This is a genomic window from Shewanella sp. SM73, from assembly GCF_025653795.1.
GTDB classification, from domain to species: Bacteria; Pseudomonadota; Gammaproteobacteria; order Enterobacterales; family Shewanellaceae; genus Shewanella; species Shewanella oncorhynchi.
On the sequence record NZ_JAKKRY010000003.1, the window covers coordinates 1 to 17732 of the forward strand.

Below are 17732 nucleotides of genomic sequence, written 5' to 3' on the forward strand. Positions count from 1 at the left end.
AGCACAGCCAGCTGAACTTTGTGTCACCAGGGCAACGTCATGCGGGGCAAGATGGTGATATCTTAGCCAAGCGAAAAGAAGTGCTCGAAGCGGCAAAGGCAAGAATGCCCGAGCGTTGGTCCAAGGAAGTCAGAAATTGTGATGCTGTGGGTCCAGTCACGTTAAACCCAGATAAGGCACCCGCAAACAATGTAATAAATGCAGCTTAATATTTAAGCAAAGAGTGACAACTACCTTGAAAAACACCGAGATGGTCATTCAAATGTCTATCGCACTGGTAGATTTGGAATAGGTTTGTTGGCCGCATACCTTCTCGGAGATAAATTATTTGTTGAAACTAGGCATGTTAGCCAGAAAGAAGACCAAGCCCTTTCTTTTGAGTGTAAAAAAGGTAGTAAATCAATAACAGTATCCCAGTCTGAGTTTCACGTGGGTACAAGAATAACCATCGATTTAGGTAAAGAGGTCACGCAACGCCTTATTCAAATTCATAAAAAATGGGACTGGTATTCACTAGAAGATCCCAGGGTAGAAAGAAAGATTATAAGCAAAGAAAAAGAGCGTCGTTTAGAACAATCCAGATTCGTACCTATTTCCGACGCAAATATCGAAAAAACTGATTGGAATCGTACCATTGCAGACGGGTATGACGATATAACCTGGACCTACAATGAAGTAGGAGAAAGGAGCGGCCATTATGGAAAAAACACAAGCTTGATCTGTAATGGCGTTATCGTTACGGAAAGCTTGCATTTGGAGAGCTTTGAAATATCAGGCAAAGTGAATTTAATTGAATCAGAAACGCCGACAATTAATGTTTTTGATCAAGATGGACGCCTACCTATAAATTTAGAACGATCTGATTTAGTTGGTAGAAGCATTCCCTTTAAGAATGAAATGGCTAAAGATATATCAAAATATTTAGCAAAAGAACTAGCCGATTTTTGTCGGTCACTCGAAAAAGTAAGTTTAGACAAAGAAACTATATATGAAGTTTCGAATATTACAGTTCCTGGCCTTAGAAAAAATGAATACGGAAACAAAGACAATATAAGTAAGTTTTTAATTAGTTCTAATAACTTAATACCATTGGATTACGATCTAATGGCTATGGCTCAAATAAAATCTATATATGTAGATGCAGCTAATCTTAGTAAAAATAGAGGGGCTTGGACTTCACCTGAATTTGTAAATGCTTGTGATAATTACCTTATGGTTGACAAAGTCTCTAACACAAAACAAAGCCGTTCAGAATTTGTAAGAGCATTTTTTGAGCTTAACAACCCTAGTTATTCACGGAAATCAGGTTTTTCGGCCTTACCAATAAAAAGTAGAAGAATCCTAATTCGGAAAGCTGACGTTGCAGATATAGTGTCTCCAGGTTATGTTCCTAAAACATTTTGGAGTCGCCTTGATTGTGAATGGGTAAATGAAGATTGGATTTTGATGTCCATAGGTCCTGTGCCACCACTCGACTTCAAAGTTGACAGGGTTACAAATGAACTAACTGGTTCACAATCGTTTGGTGTGGCTATCTGTTATTTAGATTGGAATTTGGTTGACGAAGAAAATGATGTCTCACTTTTTTCTAGAGAATGGATAAGTGAAATTGGTGGTGCATCATTCACCTGCAGTGCCTAACAAATAAAGGCAGCGGATTCTATCGCACCGTGCTTTGGGCGTTATACCATAGAAATTTTAATCTGAACCGCATCAATTAGAGCTAGAAATCTAACTTGCGATTGTCTAAAAGCGTGCTGGGTATCTCCTTCATACAGACAGGTTACACTAGTGTCAAAAAGGTGAGCCATGCTGATTTGCGAGACGACCGTCCGCCCCATGGACGGGGCGGTCGAGCATCCAAGGACGGACTAGCTGCGTGTCGATGAGTGAATGCCATGGTAAGCCTATATGAGTGTATACCAGCCAACCACTAGGATCCCAACGATTGAAATAACAGGTCACCCAGTACAGATTGCCTATGCCACTACAGTCTAAAGGTCAGCTATGTTCAGTATGAAAATCAGCTATTCAAAATAATAAAAAGCCCTGCTTATACAGTGATGTATAGCAGGGCTTTTTTAAGCGAGAGTTTGCATTCACTGAGCGGAAGGACAAGCTTTACTCAGGGTTTATGACCTAGTTCGAATAGGTCATAAATCCTTTTATCTCATTCACTTCTTTATCTCACTCATCTCTTTACACTCATCTCTTTCACTAATATTAGCATCATGGAGATGCTAGTAGCCGATAGCTTCGCTGCCTGAATGGCGCGGATCAGAGGCGCCAAAAATCCCTTGTTCGGTCACCATGATTGATTGAGTACTGCCCATAGCGGATTGTACTTTTACCTTGTGTCCTTTGGCTTCGAGCAGGGAAATGGTATCGCGATTAAAGCTGGACTCGACTCGCAATTCATCGGGTTGCCATTGATGATGAACCCGCGCCGCATTACTGGCTTCGGCGATATTTAATCCATGATCAATAACATTCATGATGATCTGCAGTGTGGTGGTGATAATGCGCGAACCACCTGGACTGCCAGTGACGAGGAAGGGTTTGCCATCCTTCATCACTATTGTTGGGCTCATTGAACTGAGTGGGCGCTTATTGCCTTCGACCGCATTAGCATCACCGCCTACTAAACCGTAGCCGTTTGGCACGCCGGGTTTGGCAGAGAAATCATCCATCTCGTTATTGAGCAAAATCCCTGTTCCCTTAGCCACTAAACCTGAGCCGTAGCTGAAGTTTAAGGTGTAGGTATTAGAGACAGCGTTACCCCATTTATCGACTACCGAGAAGTGAGTGGTTTGGTCGCTCTCATAGGGGGCGAGCTTGCCGGGCTTGATTTCAGCGCTCGGTGTTGCCTTATTCATCGCAATTTGGCTGGCGATTTTTTGGGCGTAGTCCTTACTGGTTAAGGCTCTGACTGGCACCTTATAAAAGTCGGGATCGCCTAAGTATTCGCTGCGGTCGCTATAGGCGTACTTCATGGTTTCTGCCATCAGATGAATCGTCTGGGCGGTATTGTGGCCGAGTTTGTCTATCGGGAATTGCTGCAATACGTTGAGCATTTCTATGATGTGCACGCCGCCCGATGATGGCGGTGGCATAGACACAACTTGGTAACCGCGGTATTCACCGCGCACGGGTTCACGTTCCACAACCTTATAATTTTTAAGGTCGTCTAAGGTCATAATGCCGCCAGCATCTTTCACCGCATTGATGAGCTTAGTGGCGGTTTCACCTTCGTAGAATCCTTTGGTGCCTTTTTCAGCGATAAGACTTAACGAATGGGCAAGTTCAGGTTGTTTAAGAATATCATCCACTTGATAGTCACTGCCGTCGGCTTTGTAGAAGATAGCGGCCGTGGTTGGCCATTGGGCCATGCGGCGTTTTAGGCCAGCAAGGGATTGGGCAAGATCTGGCGTCACGCTAATGCCTTCCTGCGCCATTTTAATCGCGGGCGCGGCGACTTGGGCGAGAGTCATAGTGCCATATTTTTCAAGGGCTAAGCTCATGCCCATCACTGTACCTGGCACACCCACGGCAAGACCGTGTTCACGGCTCAGTTTTTCAACTGCGTCGCCATTTTCGTCGAGGAAAATGTTTTTCTTGGCTTTAGAAGGGGCCATTTCACGGTAATCGATAGCGATGGTTTTGTTTTCTTTGGCAATATGCACCAGCATAAAACCACCGCCGCCGATATTGCCTGCACGGGGTAAGGTGACTGCCAAACTGAAGGCGACAGCCACGGCGGCGTCAACCGCATTACCGCCTTGCTTTAGGATCTCAACGCCGGTGCGACTGGCGAGAGCTTCTTGGCTTGCGACCATGCCATGCTTAGCCCACACAGGTTGTGCGGTGGCCATCTGGCTGAAAATTGGCGATTCATCGGCAAGCAGACTGGGAGATGATAGTAAGGGAAGCGCCATCGCAATGGCGAGAATAAGAGGTCTAAAAGGTCTTGTTGGACGCATACTCAATCCTGAATTTATTTTAATTATGGCTATGCAATGTGCCGAGAATTAGGCTTAATTGCAACCTCGTATACTTGTTCACACCAGTAAAGGACGATAATTTACCCAATGAGACAGCTTATTTTGGCTTTTGCGAGCTCAATGTCGGATATTTCGACCAGTGCGTGGAATGCCGCCATGGGTGAGGCGAATCCATTTTGCCGCCATGAGTTTCTGTTGGCACTCGAGCAAAGCCGCTCCGCTTGCACTGCAACCGGTTGGACGCCTCGACATTTATGCGTGTTCGATGCGGGTGACACATTAAATGATGTCGCCAGTAAGGATAAAAGCTTGTCGCTTTTGGCTGAAGGAGGGTTTATCAGTGTGCAAACGGCTAAGCACTTCAATCAGTTCCCACTTATTGCCGTCATGCCCTTGTACCAAAAATCCCACTCCTACGGTGAGTATGTGTTCGATTGGGCGTGGGCCGAAGCCTATGAGCGCCATGGGCTCGATTACTATCCCAAATGGGTGAATGCGATCCCTTTTACCCCAGTGCAAGGTCAACGGATGGGCATTCATCCCGCAGTAGATCGCGCCGAACAACTGCGCGTGGCGGCATTACTGCTGCTGACATTGAATCGCCGACTAATATCAGCGCAGGATAATCTCGTACTTGAGGAAGCTATTCTTAATCAGCCAGGGCTGGGCGACAGCCCGATTTCTTCATGGCATAGCCTGTTTGTTACCCCAAGCCAAACACCGTTATTTGAAGGCTCGCCCAATTCGCTGTTAAAACGCTTAGGCACTCAGTTCCATTGGCATAATCGCGGTTATCGGGATTTTAAGGATTTTCTGGCGGGCTTTAGTTCCCGTAAGCGTAAAAATATCTTGAAGGAGCGGGCGCAGTTACAGCCTTTTAATCTTAAGTTTCAGTTTGTCGAAGGGGAGCAGATCACCGCTTCGCAATGGCAGACTTTTATCCAGTGTTATCAATTAACTTACCTTAAGCGCTCTGGTCATCGCGGCTATTTAACGCCAACCTTTTTTCAGCAGTTGGGGGCACAACTCGCTGCGCAAGTCCTACTCTTGGTGGTTGAAGATGCAAAGGGCGAGATGGTCGCTGGTGCCTTATATTTAAAAGGTGAGAATACCCAAGGGCTGAAATGCTTATATGGTCGTTATTGGGGGACGACGGTTGAACTCGACGGTTTACATTTTGAGGCCTGTTATTACCAAGGTATTCAATATTGTATTGAACATGAGTTTCAAGTGTTTGATGCGGGCGCGCAGGGGGAACATAAGGTGCTGCGTGGCTTTGAACCCGTAGCAATATATTCCTACCATAACATCGCCCATTTGGGATTTAAGGCGGCAATTGCTGACTTTGTTGAGCAAGAAACACTGCAAATGCAGCAATATATGGCACAGATGCAGGATGTGTTGCCCTACAAAAAAGAGCCTTCATAAAGACCGAGTTAACGGGACTTTATAGGGCTCATTTTAGGTAGAACGGGTTACATTTAAGCGGTTAGTTCAAACCGTTAGCTCATGGCTAACCAAACTCCTACGCCTATCATTAGGCTGCCTGCAATGCGGTTTAACCAGCGAATATTATCGCCACGGCTCAAGAAGATGCGCAGGCTTTTACCACCACTGGCGTAGGCGAGCATAGAGGTAAATTCGGTCACCATGATAATGCTCAGTAAGGCGAGGAGCTGCGGCGCGACGTCGCGCTCGGCATTGATAAAAGGGGGTAGTAGCGACACCATAAATGCCCAACCTTTTGGATTGGCAATGGCGGTAATAAAGCCTTGAGAGATCAAGGTAACATTGCTGGCTCTGGGGTTAGTGTCATCATCACTTAATATGGCCATCTTGCCGCGCGCGCGCCACATCTGTACGCCGATAAAGCCTAAATAAATTCCGCCAACCCATTTGAAGATTTGAAAGACTTCGGGATAGTTGAGCATGATACTGGCCACGCCCATCACGGCGGCTGTCGCCACCAACGCCACGCCTACCAGTTCACCCAGCATCATCCACAGGGTGCGGCGCACACCTATACTCATGCCCAGTGTCATGGCGAGTGTCATGCACATGCCCGGCGTGATAGAAACAAAGAAAAAAGTCGGGATAAACACAGCGAGTAAGGCAAAATCAGGCATGGTTTGGTCATTCTTGGGTGAAGATGAGAAGGGCGATAGTGTAATGAAAACGGCGGATTTAGCCAATCTGCTTATTTTGAACTTGCTCTCTTTAAATGTAATCGGTTGTGTTGGCTGGCGATATTTCACGCAAAAAGCATATTGTAGTTATTATTAACAATATGCTCACTAACCCCATTGTGATTAATTCTGCAGTTGTTCGGTTAACAGCGATTAACTTCATAGTTAACAAGATAAGACATTGACTGTAGGTTCTACATCAGTATCGATCAAGTAGACACTATCGGCGCCCACCATATAATAACTGTATAGGTCTTGGTAAATATGTTCGCCTAATTCACCATAATAAGGACGGCGTGCATTTTTTACCGACTTCCATATTGGCCAAGGTAAAGAAAAATAATCGACATTGGATTGATTCGTGATATTTAAATCTGAATCAATAGGGAATGGCGTATTGCATTTATCATGATGTTGAATATCGCTAAAGTTATCACTTATGTTATCTAAGAAGGTTTGATAACTTGACTCATCAATGACTTGTATTCCAGATATCGTTGGGAAATATAATTCCATTGTGAATGCATCGTTATCAAGTTCCTGCCACAGAATGGTTAAAGATAAATGGTCTAATCTGCAACTCAGGTTCGGATGTGGCTTTAGGTTTCTGCTCACGGGAAACCAAGGTTGATAAGCCGCTTTAATCATAGCTAATCCTCGTTATATTATTGTGTTAAGAACATATCTTAGTCGTTTGGTTGTTACTTTTTTGCATTATCTTTGCTGAAACTACCATAACCTAAAAATAACTGAGAAGCATGTTGAGATTATCCAATATTTTTTGAAACTCATATCAACCAAATACGCCTTATCAATCATAATTTGATTGATATGCTAACCCACATTCTCAAATCAATGGTTAATGACTGTTCTAGGACAGTTCAAAAATGGGTTCAGCACATTATGAAATCGCCTTATTTCTCCTCTTTTAAAAAGACTCTCTTAGTGACTGTCGCTTTGGCCGCCAGTATTAATTACGTTATGGCTGACGACAGTGCCTCTGCGTTTAGTCTCGAAAGTAATTTAGCTGATAATTCAAGGTTTCCTCCTGAGTATTATTGGAATCAATTTGGTTGTTCGGGCGAAAATATTGCGCCGCGTTTAACTTGGCAAAATGTACCTGCCGGTACCAAGAGCTTTGCTGTCACTTTATATGACAAAGATGCGCCTACTGGCAGTGGTTTTTGGCACCGTGTTGTGTATGACATTCCGGCACAGGTGTCGACTCTCGCAGGTGGTGTGAATGGCGGAGCGCTACCCAGTGGTGCCATTGAAGCTAATACCGATTTAGGTAAACCTGGATTCTTTGGACCTTGTCCACCAGAGGGACGTGAACACAGTTATGTATGGACAGTGCATGCTTTGGATGTGGCGCAGTTGCCGATAGACAAGGGATCAACACCCGCTTTGGTGGGATTCTATCTTTGGCAGCATAGATTAGGCGAAGCAAGTTTAACGCTTTTAGCTGGCCCACGTTAGGAGGAATGAAGATGACCATATTATCTACGCGCATTACATACCCAATGTTATCAAAGGCTTTTACTCTACTGGCAACCAGTTTGTTGTGTTCTCACTCATGGGCGACACAGACTGAGCCGCTGGCAAAAATGGACGTCTTTGCCGAACTTGATGGGGCTGTGGGCGGTATTACTTTCACATCAGATGAGCGATTGATTTTCAGTTATCACCCTTTCTATCAACCTAACATTAAGGTGGCAGAGCTTTTAGCGGATGGTAGTACTAAGCCATTTCCTAATTCGGATTGGCAGCAATGCCATGATCCGCAGGGTAAAGCGAAAGAACCAGACACTTGTCTTAATTGGGTGTTGGGGCTGCGAACCGACGATCAAGACAGAGTTTGGCTATTAGACTCTGGCCAGCAGGCGCCACGTATTGAGCCTAAATTAGTGGCATGGGATACCAAGAAAAACCAATTAGATCGCATTATTCATTTGCCCGCGCCAGTCTCTCTTCCTGAGTCACAACATAATGACTTTGTTATCTCATCTCGACATCAAGCGATTGTGATTGCCGATGAGGGGATTGGCACGGGTCCCATTGGTGAAAAGGCTGCGCTGGTGGTTGTGGACTTAAATACAGGGAAAAGTCGGCGCCTATTACAGGGTGATAACAGTGTGATGCCAGACTTACAGCGGCCACTGATTATCGATAAAGACTCAAAAGATAGGAAGCAGATTGAAGTTTATGTGGGTGCCGATGGCATTGCTTTAGATAAAACCCAAACATGGCTCTACTTTGCCCCGATGAATAAAGACAAAGTTTACCGTGTGCGGATGACAGATCTCATCAATCCTTCGTTAACGCCTGCGGCACTCTCTGCCAAAGTGGAGGCTTATGCCGATAAGCCCGACAACGGTGGCTTAAGTATTGATGAAGCGAATAATTTGTATTTAACGGAAGTGGGAGAGCGGGCCATTGGTGTGATCCCTGCAGATTCTCGCCAGTATCGCACTTATGTCCATGATGAACGTATGGTTTGGCCCGACGGTGTGAGTTATGGCAAGCAAGGTTACTTGTACTCTGGGGCTGCGCAATTACCGTTATCGGCACCATTAAACAATGGCAAAGCTGAAAACAGTCCACCTTATTATATTTTCCGTTTTAAGCCCTTAGCGGCGGGCGTTCGTGGTAATTAATCCGAACAATTAATCTCATCAATTAATTTTATAACCTTACGCCAAGTGCTTATCTGAACTGAATTTATTGACACGATTTTTGCGGATTAAAACGGTTTGGATTTGCACTGGGTTATACCGAGTCACTGAGTCACGACATCCAGAGGATGACAATATGAACATTATCGGATTGGATCACTTTACCATCAGAACGCCCAAACTGGTTGAAACGCTGTTGTTTTATCAAGTCATCCTTGGATTGAAATTAGGTTGGCGGCCACAGTTTGGTTTTCCTGGACATTGGCTCTATGCCTCAAATAAGCCCATTTTGCATTTGGTGGAAGCGGGCGATCAGGCGCTAGAGGCCTACTTAGGGGAAAGCAGAGATATTTATGGCTCGGGACGTGTTGACCATTTGTCGTTTCGTGGCACGGATTTACACCAGATGCAGCAGCATTTATGCCAGCAGAGGATGATTTTTCAGGAACGAATTGTGCCTGAGATTGGTGAGCATCAGTTGTTTCTTGAAGATCCGAATGGCATCAAAGTAGAGATGATATTCCCCTATGCAAAGGACAACGCCATCGTTGGAATTGTGATGGATAGGCTCACTATTTTAGACACCAAGGAGCCTGAACATGGCGGAGATTAATGTCTTCAGAAGGCAATTATTGCAAACGCTGGGATTGGGCAGTTTGGCATCATTGGCATTATTTCCTCGAGGTGCGATAGGTATGAATTCATTGAATAAGAGTACAAATATGGAGAGCTCTCAGGGTAAGCCTATGATTCGCATGGGAGTGACGGACTTAAGTTTTCATCGAGTCACCGCCGCTGTGGTGGCCCATGTGATAGGGATTATGGGCAAAGAGGTGCAACGAAGCTATGCATTGCACGAGGCTAATTTTGAGCAGCTAGGTGAAGGCAAAGTGGATATGCTGTGTTCAGCATGGCTGCCCCATAGCCACGGGATTTATCGACAAGGTGTCGAAGAGCGAGTTGCTACGCGGCAACTCGGGCTACATTATGAGCCCTATGCGCTCTGGGGCGTACCCGATTATGTGCCTGCTGAGCAAGTGTCGAGCATTGAGGATTTACTCAAGCCTGACGTGCAGCAACGTATGCGGCCCATCATTCAAGGGATTGGTGAGGGGGCGGGGATCACGCGATTTTCTAAAAATATCATGACGCAATATGGATTAACGGCGGCAGGTTATCAATTTAGAACAGGCACTCAAGCCGACTGTGTCGTGGCTTTTGAGTCTGCCGTAGCGGTAAACGATTGGGTGGTCGTTCCTTTGTGGCATCCACAATTTTTACACCATCAATACGGTATTCGCGATCTTCAGGACCCCAAAGGTTTACTCGGGGGGAAAGATAAAGCGGTATTGCTCGCCCGTGAACGCGAGTTAGTGGTTAATTTCTCGCCCGCACAAATTCAGGTACTTGATAACATAGTATTATCGAATCAAATGGTTGCAGAACTCGATTATGCGGTTAATCGACAAGGAATGACGGAAGATGAGGCCGCTGCGAACTGGCTGACAGTCAATCCTCAGCATTTGACGACGTGGTTAGCCCCGCTGCTTAATCCTGCGAATGTCTCATCTCAGGGGGTGACATTATGATGATCACACCTGAATCGCGGCTAGTGGCCGCTGGGCTTGAACTACCTGAGGTTGCTGCGGCTCTTGGAAATTATGAACCCTATTCAATTGTTGGCAGTCAGTTAATGACCTCGGGTCAGTTTCCCTATTTAGAGGGCGAGCTTCAGTATCAAGGACAATTGGGCACCGATCATACTGTGAGCGAAGGCTACGCTGCCTGTCGTCTTGCGACCCTAAATGCTATTGCCCAATTGAAAAAGGCTTGCGGTGAGCTTTCGCGGATAAAACAAATTTATCGCTTGGAAGGGGTGTTAAATGTGCATCAATCTTGCTTTGAACATCCCAAAGCACTCGATGGGGCTTCGGATTTATTGCTTGAAATCTTCGGTGAAGCAGGGCGTCACAGCCGGATGATTTGGACAAATCCGGTCATGCCGCTTAACAGTTTGTGTCTAGTGTATTTATTTGCAGAACTCTATTGTGATGACGAACAAAGGCAATGACCTTTGTCTCGATTGAGATTGAATGCTTGAATGTGACTCACATTGGCTGTTAGCTAAATGTTCTGTCAGTAAGATGGGTCGTTAATTCAATAGCATATAAGGCAGTTCTTGAACTTTCATCAATCGATTGTTAGGGTTAGGTCATCATGGACTGAATGTTGACAATACGATGACTGAGAAACAAAAAATGTTGGCGGGCCAGCCCTATAAGGCTTGGGATGATGAGTTATTGGCTGAGCGTATGCGGGCGAAATCCATTTGTCATCAGTTTAATCTGGCCGAACCGACTTTACTTGATGCCCGAATGGAGCATCTTCGTGGCCTGCTTGATATTCAACACTGCGCCCATATTGAGCCTAATTTCTTTTGCGATTACGGCTATAACATCCATATTGGCAAACAATTTTACGCCAATCATAATCTAACCATATTAGATGTTTGCTCAGTCTCGATTGGCGATAATGTGATGTTTGGTCCCCATGTGATGATTTCTACCGCGACGCATCCTATTAATCCTATCGCGCGGCAAACGACGGAATACGGCGCGCCAATTCAAATCGGCAATAATGTTTGGCTAGGCGGAAACGTCTCTGTACTGCCCGGTGTGACCATTGGTGATAATTGTGTCATTGGTGCTGGTAGTGTAGTGAATAAGAGCATTCCGGCGAACTGTGTGGCGGCGGGGAACCCTTGTAAAGTTATCAAACCTATCGATGTGGACTAGCGCAGGAAAGTTAAAGCCGAGTGATTGGTGTCAAAGCTGATAGTGATTTAGATGACGATATAGATATTCGTAGAAAGAAAAACGGTACGCAGTGCGTACCGTTTTTTATTAGTTGGATGACAATTTACAGTACGCCGCGGCGCATTTGGTCCCGTTCAATTGATTCAAACAGGGCCGTAAAGTTGCCTTCACCAAAACCTAAGTTATTCTTACGTTGGATGATTTCGATGAAAATCGGTCCAAACAGGTTTTTAGTAAATATTTGCAATAAATAGCCTGTATCATCACCATCCACCAGAATTTGGTGATGTTTAATGCGCTCACGATTTTCTGTGACCTGCGGTAACTTCTCGAAAATAGTGTCGTAGTATTCAGGGATAATGTCTAAGCATTGGATTGAGCTGCCTTCCATCGCATCCAGAGATTTAACGATATCGCGGCTTCTAAAGGCTAAATGTTGCACACCTGGGCCATTGTATTCCTTCAGGTATTCATCAATTTGGTTTTTATCGCTGCCTTTACCTTCGTTGATCGGGATACAGAAGCTGCCATCTGGCGAACGTAGGGCGTAGGACACTAGCGCGGTTTGTACGCCGCTGATGTCAAAGTAGCGCACTTCCGTAAAACCAAAAATGTTTTTATAGAAGTTAGCCCAATGTTCCATTGTGCCTTTGTAGACGTTGTTGGTTAAGTGATCGACCTCGATAAAGCCTTTCTCTTGGGTGATGACTTGCTCGTCTAAATCTTCAAAATCAGCGGCATAGATATTGTTATCTGCGCCAAAGGTGTCGATGAAATAAATTAAGCTGTCGCCAATGCCGTAAATCGCAGGATAAGGCAGATCTTTGTTGGCATCATCGGCGGGTTTTGCACCACGTTCAACGGCAACGCGATAGGCAAAGCCGGCATCTTCTACACGCCAGCCCATAGAACAAATGGCTGGGCCGTGGGATTTAGCAAACTTAGCTGAGAAACCTTCGCGCTCAGTGTTGAGCAGAAAATTAATGTCATTCTGTTTGTAGTACAGGATGTCTTTGTTCTTGGCTTTTTTCAGCAGAGAAAAACCAAAGTCGATAAAGACTTTGTGCATAAAATCAGTATCAGGGCTGGCGAATTCAGTGAATTCGATACCTAATAAGCCCAGTGGATTTAGTTCGCTTGCCATGATGTTTTCCTCGTTATTTTAGTGCAACACGCCGTCACTCTAATGACTCCCGCATGGGAGTGCTGGTGGCTTGGGGCTAGTCTTCTAGCCAAGAGCGGTTGTAGTCTTTGCTCATGCAATTTTGTACATGTTCGGTTAATTTCAGTGGGGCGAACGTGTCCACCATCACTGCATATTCATAGGTTTCTTTTTTGCCAATTGAGGCTTCAGTGCGGCCCGGTTGTGGTCCGTGGGCCACACCTTTTTGATGTAAGGTCATGTAACCCGCTTCAATGCCCGTGCGGCTCATAAAGTCGCCATCGACGTAATACAAGACTTCGTCGCTATCTATGTTGTTGTGGTAATAAGGCGCCGGAATCGATTTAGGGTGGAAATCGTAGGGGCGCGGTACGAAGTTACAAATCACAAAGTTATGTGCGGTAAAGACTAAGTGATCAGAAGGAGGTAGATGGATTTTGCCTACCTTTGGTGCGTATTCTGTGATGTTGAATGCCCAAGGATAAACGCAGCCATCCCAACCCACTAAATCAAAGGGATGCCATTCGAGCGTGGTGAGTTGGTACTTATCGCCAAACTTACACACTAAGGGGAAGGAGCCGCGCTCAACCACAGCATCTTGCAATGTAGGTACGCGTAAATCGCGCTCGCAGTAAGGTGCCGATTCTAATAGCTGACCATACTCGTTACGGAAATGCTTAGGCACTTCCACCATAGAGAATGACTCGATAACGAAAAGTCGCACATTGCTGTAATCGTTGAATTTTAGTTGATAAGTGGTACCACGTGGGATCACGAGATAGTCCCACTTTTGGATCTTAATCGTGCCGTACTCGCTGTAGAGTGTGCCTTCGCCTTCGTGGACAAAAACCACTTCATCGGCATAGGCGTTACGGTAAAACTCGTCGGTATCGGCGGTGACTTTGGCGGTATAAAGTGCTAAGTCATTGTTATAAAAAATCTTGTTACGGGCGCTGAAGAAATTACCTTCACGGTCGGCGTCGCGGGAATCGAGTTTATAGTTTTGGACCAGCGAATCTTCCCAATTGGCACCATGGCCTAGGCTGTAGGGCGCCACTTCTAATGCTTTGGTTGGCATGTTGTGGTGATATTTATTGGAATAAATATTGGAAAAACCATGGGTTGAGAACAGTTCTTCACGGTAAAGCTCGCCGTTTTCCTTTTCAAATGCGATATGGCGCTTATGGGGAATCTGGCCTTGTTTCACATAAAATGGCATGGAGGATCCTTGGTTTTTACAGCGGCGTGAGATTAGCTCTACTTCGCTTGTCGTTATGGTTATGTGATCTTGTTATCAATTTAGTTGCTTGAATGAACAAAAAAAAGAATAATAAATCCGTTATCTCCATCTAAAAATTAGATGGTATTCTAATCTTTACGAATCGTAGTGTTTCCGTGACATGTTCATTAGAGCCAAGGAGTGACCATGCGCATCGATATTGATGCTTTTAATGTGCTGCAAGTGCTGGTGGAAGAGGGCAGTTTTGCCAAGGCGGCGGAGCGATTACACAAGGCGCAATCGGCGGTGAGTTATCAAGTTAAAAAGTTAGAAGAGCACCTCGGCGTGCCGCTTTTTAGCCGTGAGCAATATCGTGCTGAGCTGACGCAAGAGGGGCGGGTGATTTTGGCCGAGGGACAAAGATTACTGCAACACCTTGCAAACATTGAACATCTTGCCAGTCGTTTCAGTGAAGGCTGGGAGCCAAAGCTAGAGCTAGTGATAGACGGTGCCTTACCGATGGAGCCTATCATGACGGCCTTAAAGCGCATGGCTGAACATCAGATCCCCACTAAAATTCAGCTGAATATGGAGTTTTTAGGCGGTGTACAACACAGATTCGAGCGTGATAATGCTGACTTGATGTTAGTGAAAGATTATCGCACTGGCCCCTACTATCATCCGCAGCCGTTGCCTGCAATTACTAGCGTGCTGGTGGCCAGTGCTTCGCATCCTTTGTCTTTTATTCGCGAAATTAGTTTGTCTGAGCTGCAGCAACATGTGGAATTAACTATCGAAGACTCTTCACCCAATAAAAGTTACCGCGATGAAATGCAATTTGGCGGCGATAAAGTGTTTTATCTTTCTGGCTTTATCATGAAAAAGAACGCCTTGTTAAAAGGCTTAGGTTTTGGCTGGTTGCCGGACTTTTTAGTGCAAGAAGAGTTGGCTAAGGGCGAATTAGTCGAAATCGACTTCGTCGGTGGCAGTCGTTTTACGTTTATTCCACAGCTCGTCTCGACCTTAGAGCGTCCGTTAGGCCGTGCGGGACAACTTTTTACCGAGTTGATATTAGAGGAGTTTGCTAAGGCTGAGCAGTTTAATGGTGTGGGTTTGGGTTGATAAGTCTTCGCTTGTCATCTTTTGATACAAGTTACCGCATAAAATAATCGCATTTTGACATTTTATGTCATAGATTAATGCCTAGGTCAGATGAAGGTTTAGATTGAGAGTTAAAATAAGGCCTAAATTCAGACTGAGCTTAGATCTAGATTAAGGTCGAGATGAAGAGTGAAATTGAGCCGCGATAGGTAAAGAGTCGTCCATCGGGGTCAATCTAAAGGATAGTAACAAGGAACTGACAGTTAAGGGGAACAGTATGTCTAGACGTTGTCATGAAGTGGATTATGAAATTATCGGCCACAGTATGCAGTTGGTTGAAGTGGAACTCGATCCTAACGAAACCGTGGTCGCTGAAGCGGGCGCGATGAATTATCTAGAGCAAGATATTAGCTTTGAGGCCAAAATGGGCGATGGCTCTGAGCCTGAGTCAGGCTTTTTTGGCAAGTTGGTGGGCGCGGGTAAACGGGCATTGACGGGTGAGAGCATTTTTATGACTCACTTTACCAACCAAGGCAATCAAAAACGTAAAGTCGCTTTTGCCGCCCCTTATCCTGGCACTATCCTAGCGATCGACTTGGCCGAACATGGTGGTGAGCTTATCTGTCAGAAAGACAGTTTTTTGGCTGCGGCTTTAGGTACACGCGTGACGATGAAATTTAATCGCCGCTTAGGTACCGGATTTTTCGGTGGTGAAGGGTTTATTCTGCAAAGTCTACAGGGCGATGGTATGGCGTTTATCCATGCGGGGGGCACCTTAGTGAAAAAAGAACTAAAAGGTGAAACCTTAAGAGTTGACACAGGTTGTCTTGTTGCATTTACCTCAGGGATTGATTACGACATAGAGCGTGCAGGCTCATTAAAGTCTATGGTCTTTGGCGGTGAAGGTTTGTTTTTAGCCACACTCAAAGGCCACGGGACGGTTTGGCTACAAAGCTTGCCATTCTCACGTATGGCGGACCGTATTATCGCCCATGCCCCATCGGCAGGAGGAAGTGATCGCGGTGAAGGCTCTGTACTCGGAGGTCTTGGTCGCATGCTCGATGGGCGCTAAATGATAAGCTGACATGCTGTCTTCTCTTAAGGCATTCCAGACTATCCTCTGGGATGCCTTTTTAGTTGAAGCCTGTCATTTCCTTCAACGTCTTAAGCGTCTTTAGTTGTTGCTAAGGCAGCGTTTGGTTGTTAAGGCTTTGCTGAATGCGTCTTTCAATTAGTTTAGATATGAGATACATCATCAAATAGCCTGTGCCTAAGGCTAAAATCACCGCGACGACATTCTCCGTATACAGGCGGTAAGCGTAGAAAGTACCGACCAGTACTGCGATACCAGCAAGGCGAATAAGTAGGCTTTGAGTAAAATAACCGTGGGCTTTGATATAGGCCAACTGATAGCCATTGAGCATCATAAATATAAAAAACATGGAGAAATGCATTAATACTGGGGCCGCTTTAATGTATTGCTCGGGGAACAACCAAGCGACTAACGGCTTGCTCGCAAAGACCATAACGACAAAAAAAATACCGCTGGTCCACAAAGAAACTTTCGTCAGCCATGACTTAATTTGTTGGACTTCAGCAAAGCGTTTTTCTCGTACGCACACTGCGACTTCGGGCAGCACAAAGCGGTAGATGGGGAAGACAAACAGCAAGGTGAGGTAAGTGATCATCGGCCGCACGACCACTTGGAAATCACCCAGTTCATCTATGCTGAAATAGGCAATAGTCAGCAGTACGGTGATGTAAATCATCAAGATACTGGCACCCGCTTCCATGGACGCCGTCAGGCTTTTCTTCATAAAACTGCGTAAACCCGTATCAAAATGCACTGCACTTAAGGGCGGAGTGGCAATATCTTTGCGCCGTTTTAAGTACATATATGAGGCAACGATGAGCGATGATAGTGTCATGCTGTAAAAGAGTGATGCAATGGCGGTTTGTTTTAAGCCATAGAAACATAATAAAAAGCTAGTCACTTGCGCGAGCGGCTCTAACCAAGTGACTCTATTGGAGATGGCATATAGCCGGTACATGGCAATTTGATTGGTAAAATAGACCTTGAGCCCCATACTCAGAATAATCCCAACCAATTGAAAATATTCTACATTAAGCTGAAGTTTGTGTTTGATATAGGGTAAAACTAAGCCCCATGTCAGTAATACCATAGCGATCAAGCTGTAGCGGAATATATTGGTGATATCCACATCTTGCTTGGTCTGGGAGTAGGTCACCACCATAGAGGAGCGAAATCCCGTCATTAGGATTAGCGACAGTGAGATAATGTCGATCACTGTGTGATAGAGCGCTAGATCGGCTTTGGCAACCCATTGTGCTAGCCAGAGTTTAAATAGAAACCCCACAGAAATACTGGCGAGTGATGCCCAGAACCCCGCAATAATTGCCTGCTTAACCCGTTGAAGTGAGGTGTTTTCCATTATCAAAAATCCAGCGTTAGTCTACTGTCATTATCGGGATGCTATGAATTCAATTAAGATTTTGCCTTAGTCGCATGAGTATTTTTAGGTGACACTTATCTTGTTCTGTTCGATATCTT

The 17732-nt window shown here is 45.2% G+C and carries 16 protein-coding genes and 1 pseudogene; 11 read left to right on the forward strand and 6 right to left on the reverse strand.

Annotated elements, in window-relative coordinates; genetic code table 11:
- Window positions 1–209, forward strand: a pseudogene (locus L5M51_RS05335) (IS3 family transposase); the annotation flags it as partial.
- 85 nt (window positions 210–294) lie between these two features.
- On the forward strand, window positions 295–1641 hold the full coding sequence (locus L5M51_RS05340; RefSeq protein ID WP_263171904.1) for a hypothetical protein: 1347 nt from the start codon (window positions 295–297) through the stop codon (window positions 1639–1641).
- 599 nt (window positions 1642–2240) lie between these two features.
- Here L5M51_RS05340 and ggt read toward each other — a convergent pair.
- Window positions 2241–3980: a gamma-glutamyltransferase gene (gene ggt, locus L5M51_RS05345; protein WP_263171905.1), complete on the reverse strand. Its 1740-nt coding sequence runs from the start codon at window positions 3978–3980 to the stop codon at window positions 2241–2243.
- Window positions 3981–4088: 108 nt separating this feature from the next.
- Between ggt and L5M51_RS05350 the strand changes: the two genes are divergently transcribed.
- Entirely contained in the window at window positions 4089–5429 is a 1341-nt protein-coding gene (locus L5M51_RS05350) for a GNAT family N-acetyltransferase (protein ID WP_263171906.1), read from the forward strand.
- A 74-nt stretch (window positions 5430–5503) separates the two neighbouring features.
- On the opposite strand, the gene L5M51_RS05355 is transcribed toward L5M51_RS05350, so the two are convergent.
- Together L5M51_RS05355 and L5M51_RS05360 are read right to left on the reverse strand one after the other, a co-directional pair.
- On the reverse strand, window positions 5504–6127 hold the full coding sequence (locus L5M51_RS05355) for a LysE family translocator (RefSeq protein ID WP_263171908.1): 624 nt from the start codon (window positions 6125–6127) through the stop codon (window positions 5504–5506).
- A 225-nt stretch (window positions 6128–6352) separates the two neighbouring features.
- A complete protein-coding gene (locus L5M51_RS05360) occupies window positions 6353–6835 on the reverse strand; it encodes a hypothetical protein (protein ID WP_105252178.1) in 483 nt (160 codons plus the stop codon).
- Window positions 6836–7090: 255 nt separating this feature from the next.
- Here L5M51_RS05360 and L5M51_RS05365 point away from each other — a divergent pair, with 255 nt between their 5' ends.
- From L5M51_RS05365 to L5M51_RS05390, 6 genes are all read left to right on the forward strand, one after another.
- Window positions 7091–7666 carry a YbhB/YbcL family Raf kinase inhibitor-like protein gene (locus L5M51_RS05365; protein WP_105252179.1) on the forward strand — a complete coding sequence of 192 codons (576 nt, stop codon included), beginning with the start codon at window positions 7091–7093 and terminating at the stop codon, window positions 7664–7666.
- An 11-nt stretch (window positions 7667–7677) separates the two neighbouring features.
- Complete coding sequence (locus L5M51_RS05370) at window positions 7678–8844, forward strand: major royal jelly family protein (protein ID WP_263171910.1); 1167 nt, start codon at window positions 7678–7680, stop codon at window positions 8842–8844.
- 154 nt (window positions 8845–8998) lie between these two features.
- Window positions 8999–9475, forward strand: a complete 477-nt coding sequence (locus L5M51_RS05375; RefSeq protein WP_263171911.1) for a VOC family protein — start codon at window positions 8999–9001, stop codon at window positions 9473–9475.
- Window positions 9462–10451 carry a glycine betaine ABC transporter substrate-binding protein gene (locus tag L5M51_RS05380; RefSeq protein WP_263171912.1) on the forward strand — a complete coding sequence of 330 codons (990 nt, stop codon included), beginning with the start codon at window positions 9462–9464 and terminating at the stop codon, window positions 10449–10451. Before L5M51_RS05375 ends, L5M51_RS05380 begins: the two co-directional genes overlap by 14 nt.
- Window positions 10448–10933, forward strand: coding sequence for an Atu1372/SO_1960 family protein (locus L5M51_RS05385; protein ID WP_263171913.1), 486 nt, complete (start codon window positions 10448–10450; stop codon window positions 10931–10933). The genes L5M51_RS05380 and L5M51_RS05385 overlap by 4 nt, the downstream gene beginning before the upstream one ends.
- Before the next feature lie 169 nt (window positions 10934–11102).
- Window positions 11103–11657 (forward strand): sugar O-acetyltransferase, encoded by a 555-nt coding sequence (locus L5M51_RS05390; protein ID WP_131525027.1) that lies wholly within the window; start codon window positions 11103–11105, stop codon window positions 11655–11657.
- A gap of 124 nt (window positions 11658–11781) precedes the next feature.
- On the opposite strand, the gene hppD is transcribed toward L5M51_RS05390, so the two are convergent.
- Together hppD and L5M51_RS05400 are read right to left on the reverse strand one after the other, a co-directional pair.
- Window positions 11782–12822 carry a 4-hydroxyphenylpyruvate dioxygenase gene (hppD, locus tag L5M51_RS05395; RefSeq protein ID WP_106650847.1) on the reverse strand — a complete coding sequence of 347 codons (1041 nt, stop codon included), beginning with the start codon at window positions 12820–12822 and terminating at the stop codon, window positions 11782–11784.
- A 76-nt stretch (window positions 12823–12898) separates the two neighbouring features.
- Window positions 12899–14059, reverse strand: coding sequence for a homogentisate 1,2-dioxygenase (locus tag L5M51_RS05400; RefSeq protein WP_263142494.1), 1161 nt, complete (start codon window positions 14057–14059; stop codon window positions 12899–12901).
- Between the two features lie 207 nt (window positions 14060–14266).
- Between L5M51_RS05400 and L5M51_RS05405 the strand changes: the two genes are divergently transcribed.
- Window positions 14267–15181, forward strand: coding sequence for a LysR family transcriptional regulator (locus tag L5M51_RS05405; protein ID WP_028759592.1), 915 nt, complete (start codon window positions 14267–14269; stop codon window positions 15179–15181).
- Between the two features lie 256 nt (window positions 15182–15437).
- Window positions 15438–16232, forward strand: a complete 795-nt coding sequence (locus L5M51_RS05410) for a TIGR00266 family protein (RefSeq protein ID WP_113940919.1) — start codon at window positions 15438–15440, stop codon at window positions 16230–16232.
- A 112-nt stretch (window positions 16233–16344) separates the two neighbouring features.
- Here L5M51_RS05410 and L5M51_RS05415 read toward each other — a convergent pair whose 3' ends face one another.
- Complete coding sequence (locus L5M51_RS05415; RefSeq protein ID WP_263171915.1) at window positions 16345–17613, reverse strand: hypothetical protein; 1269 nt, start codon at window positions 17611–17613, stop codon at window positions 16345–16347.
- Between the last annotated feature and the right edge of the window lie 119 nt (window positions 17614–17732).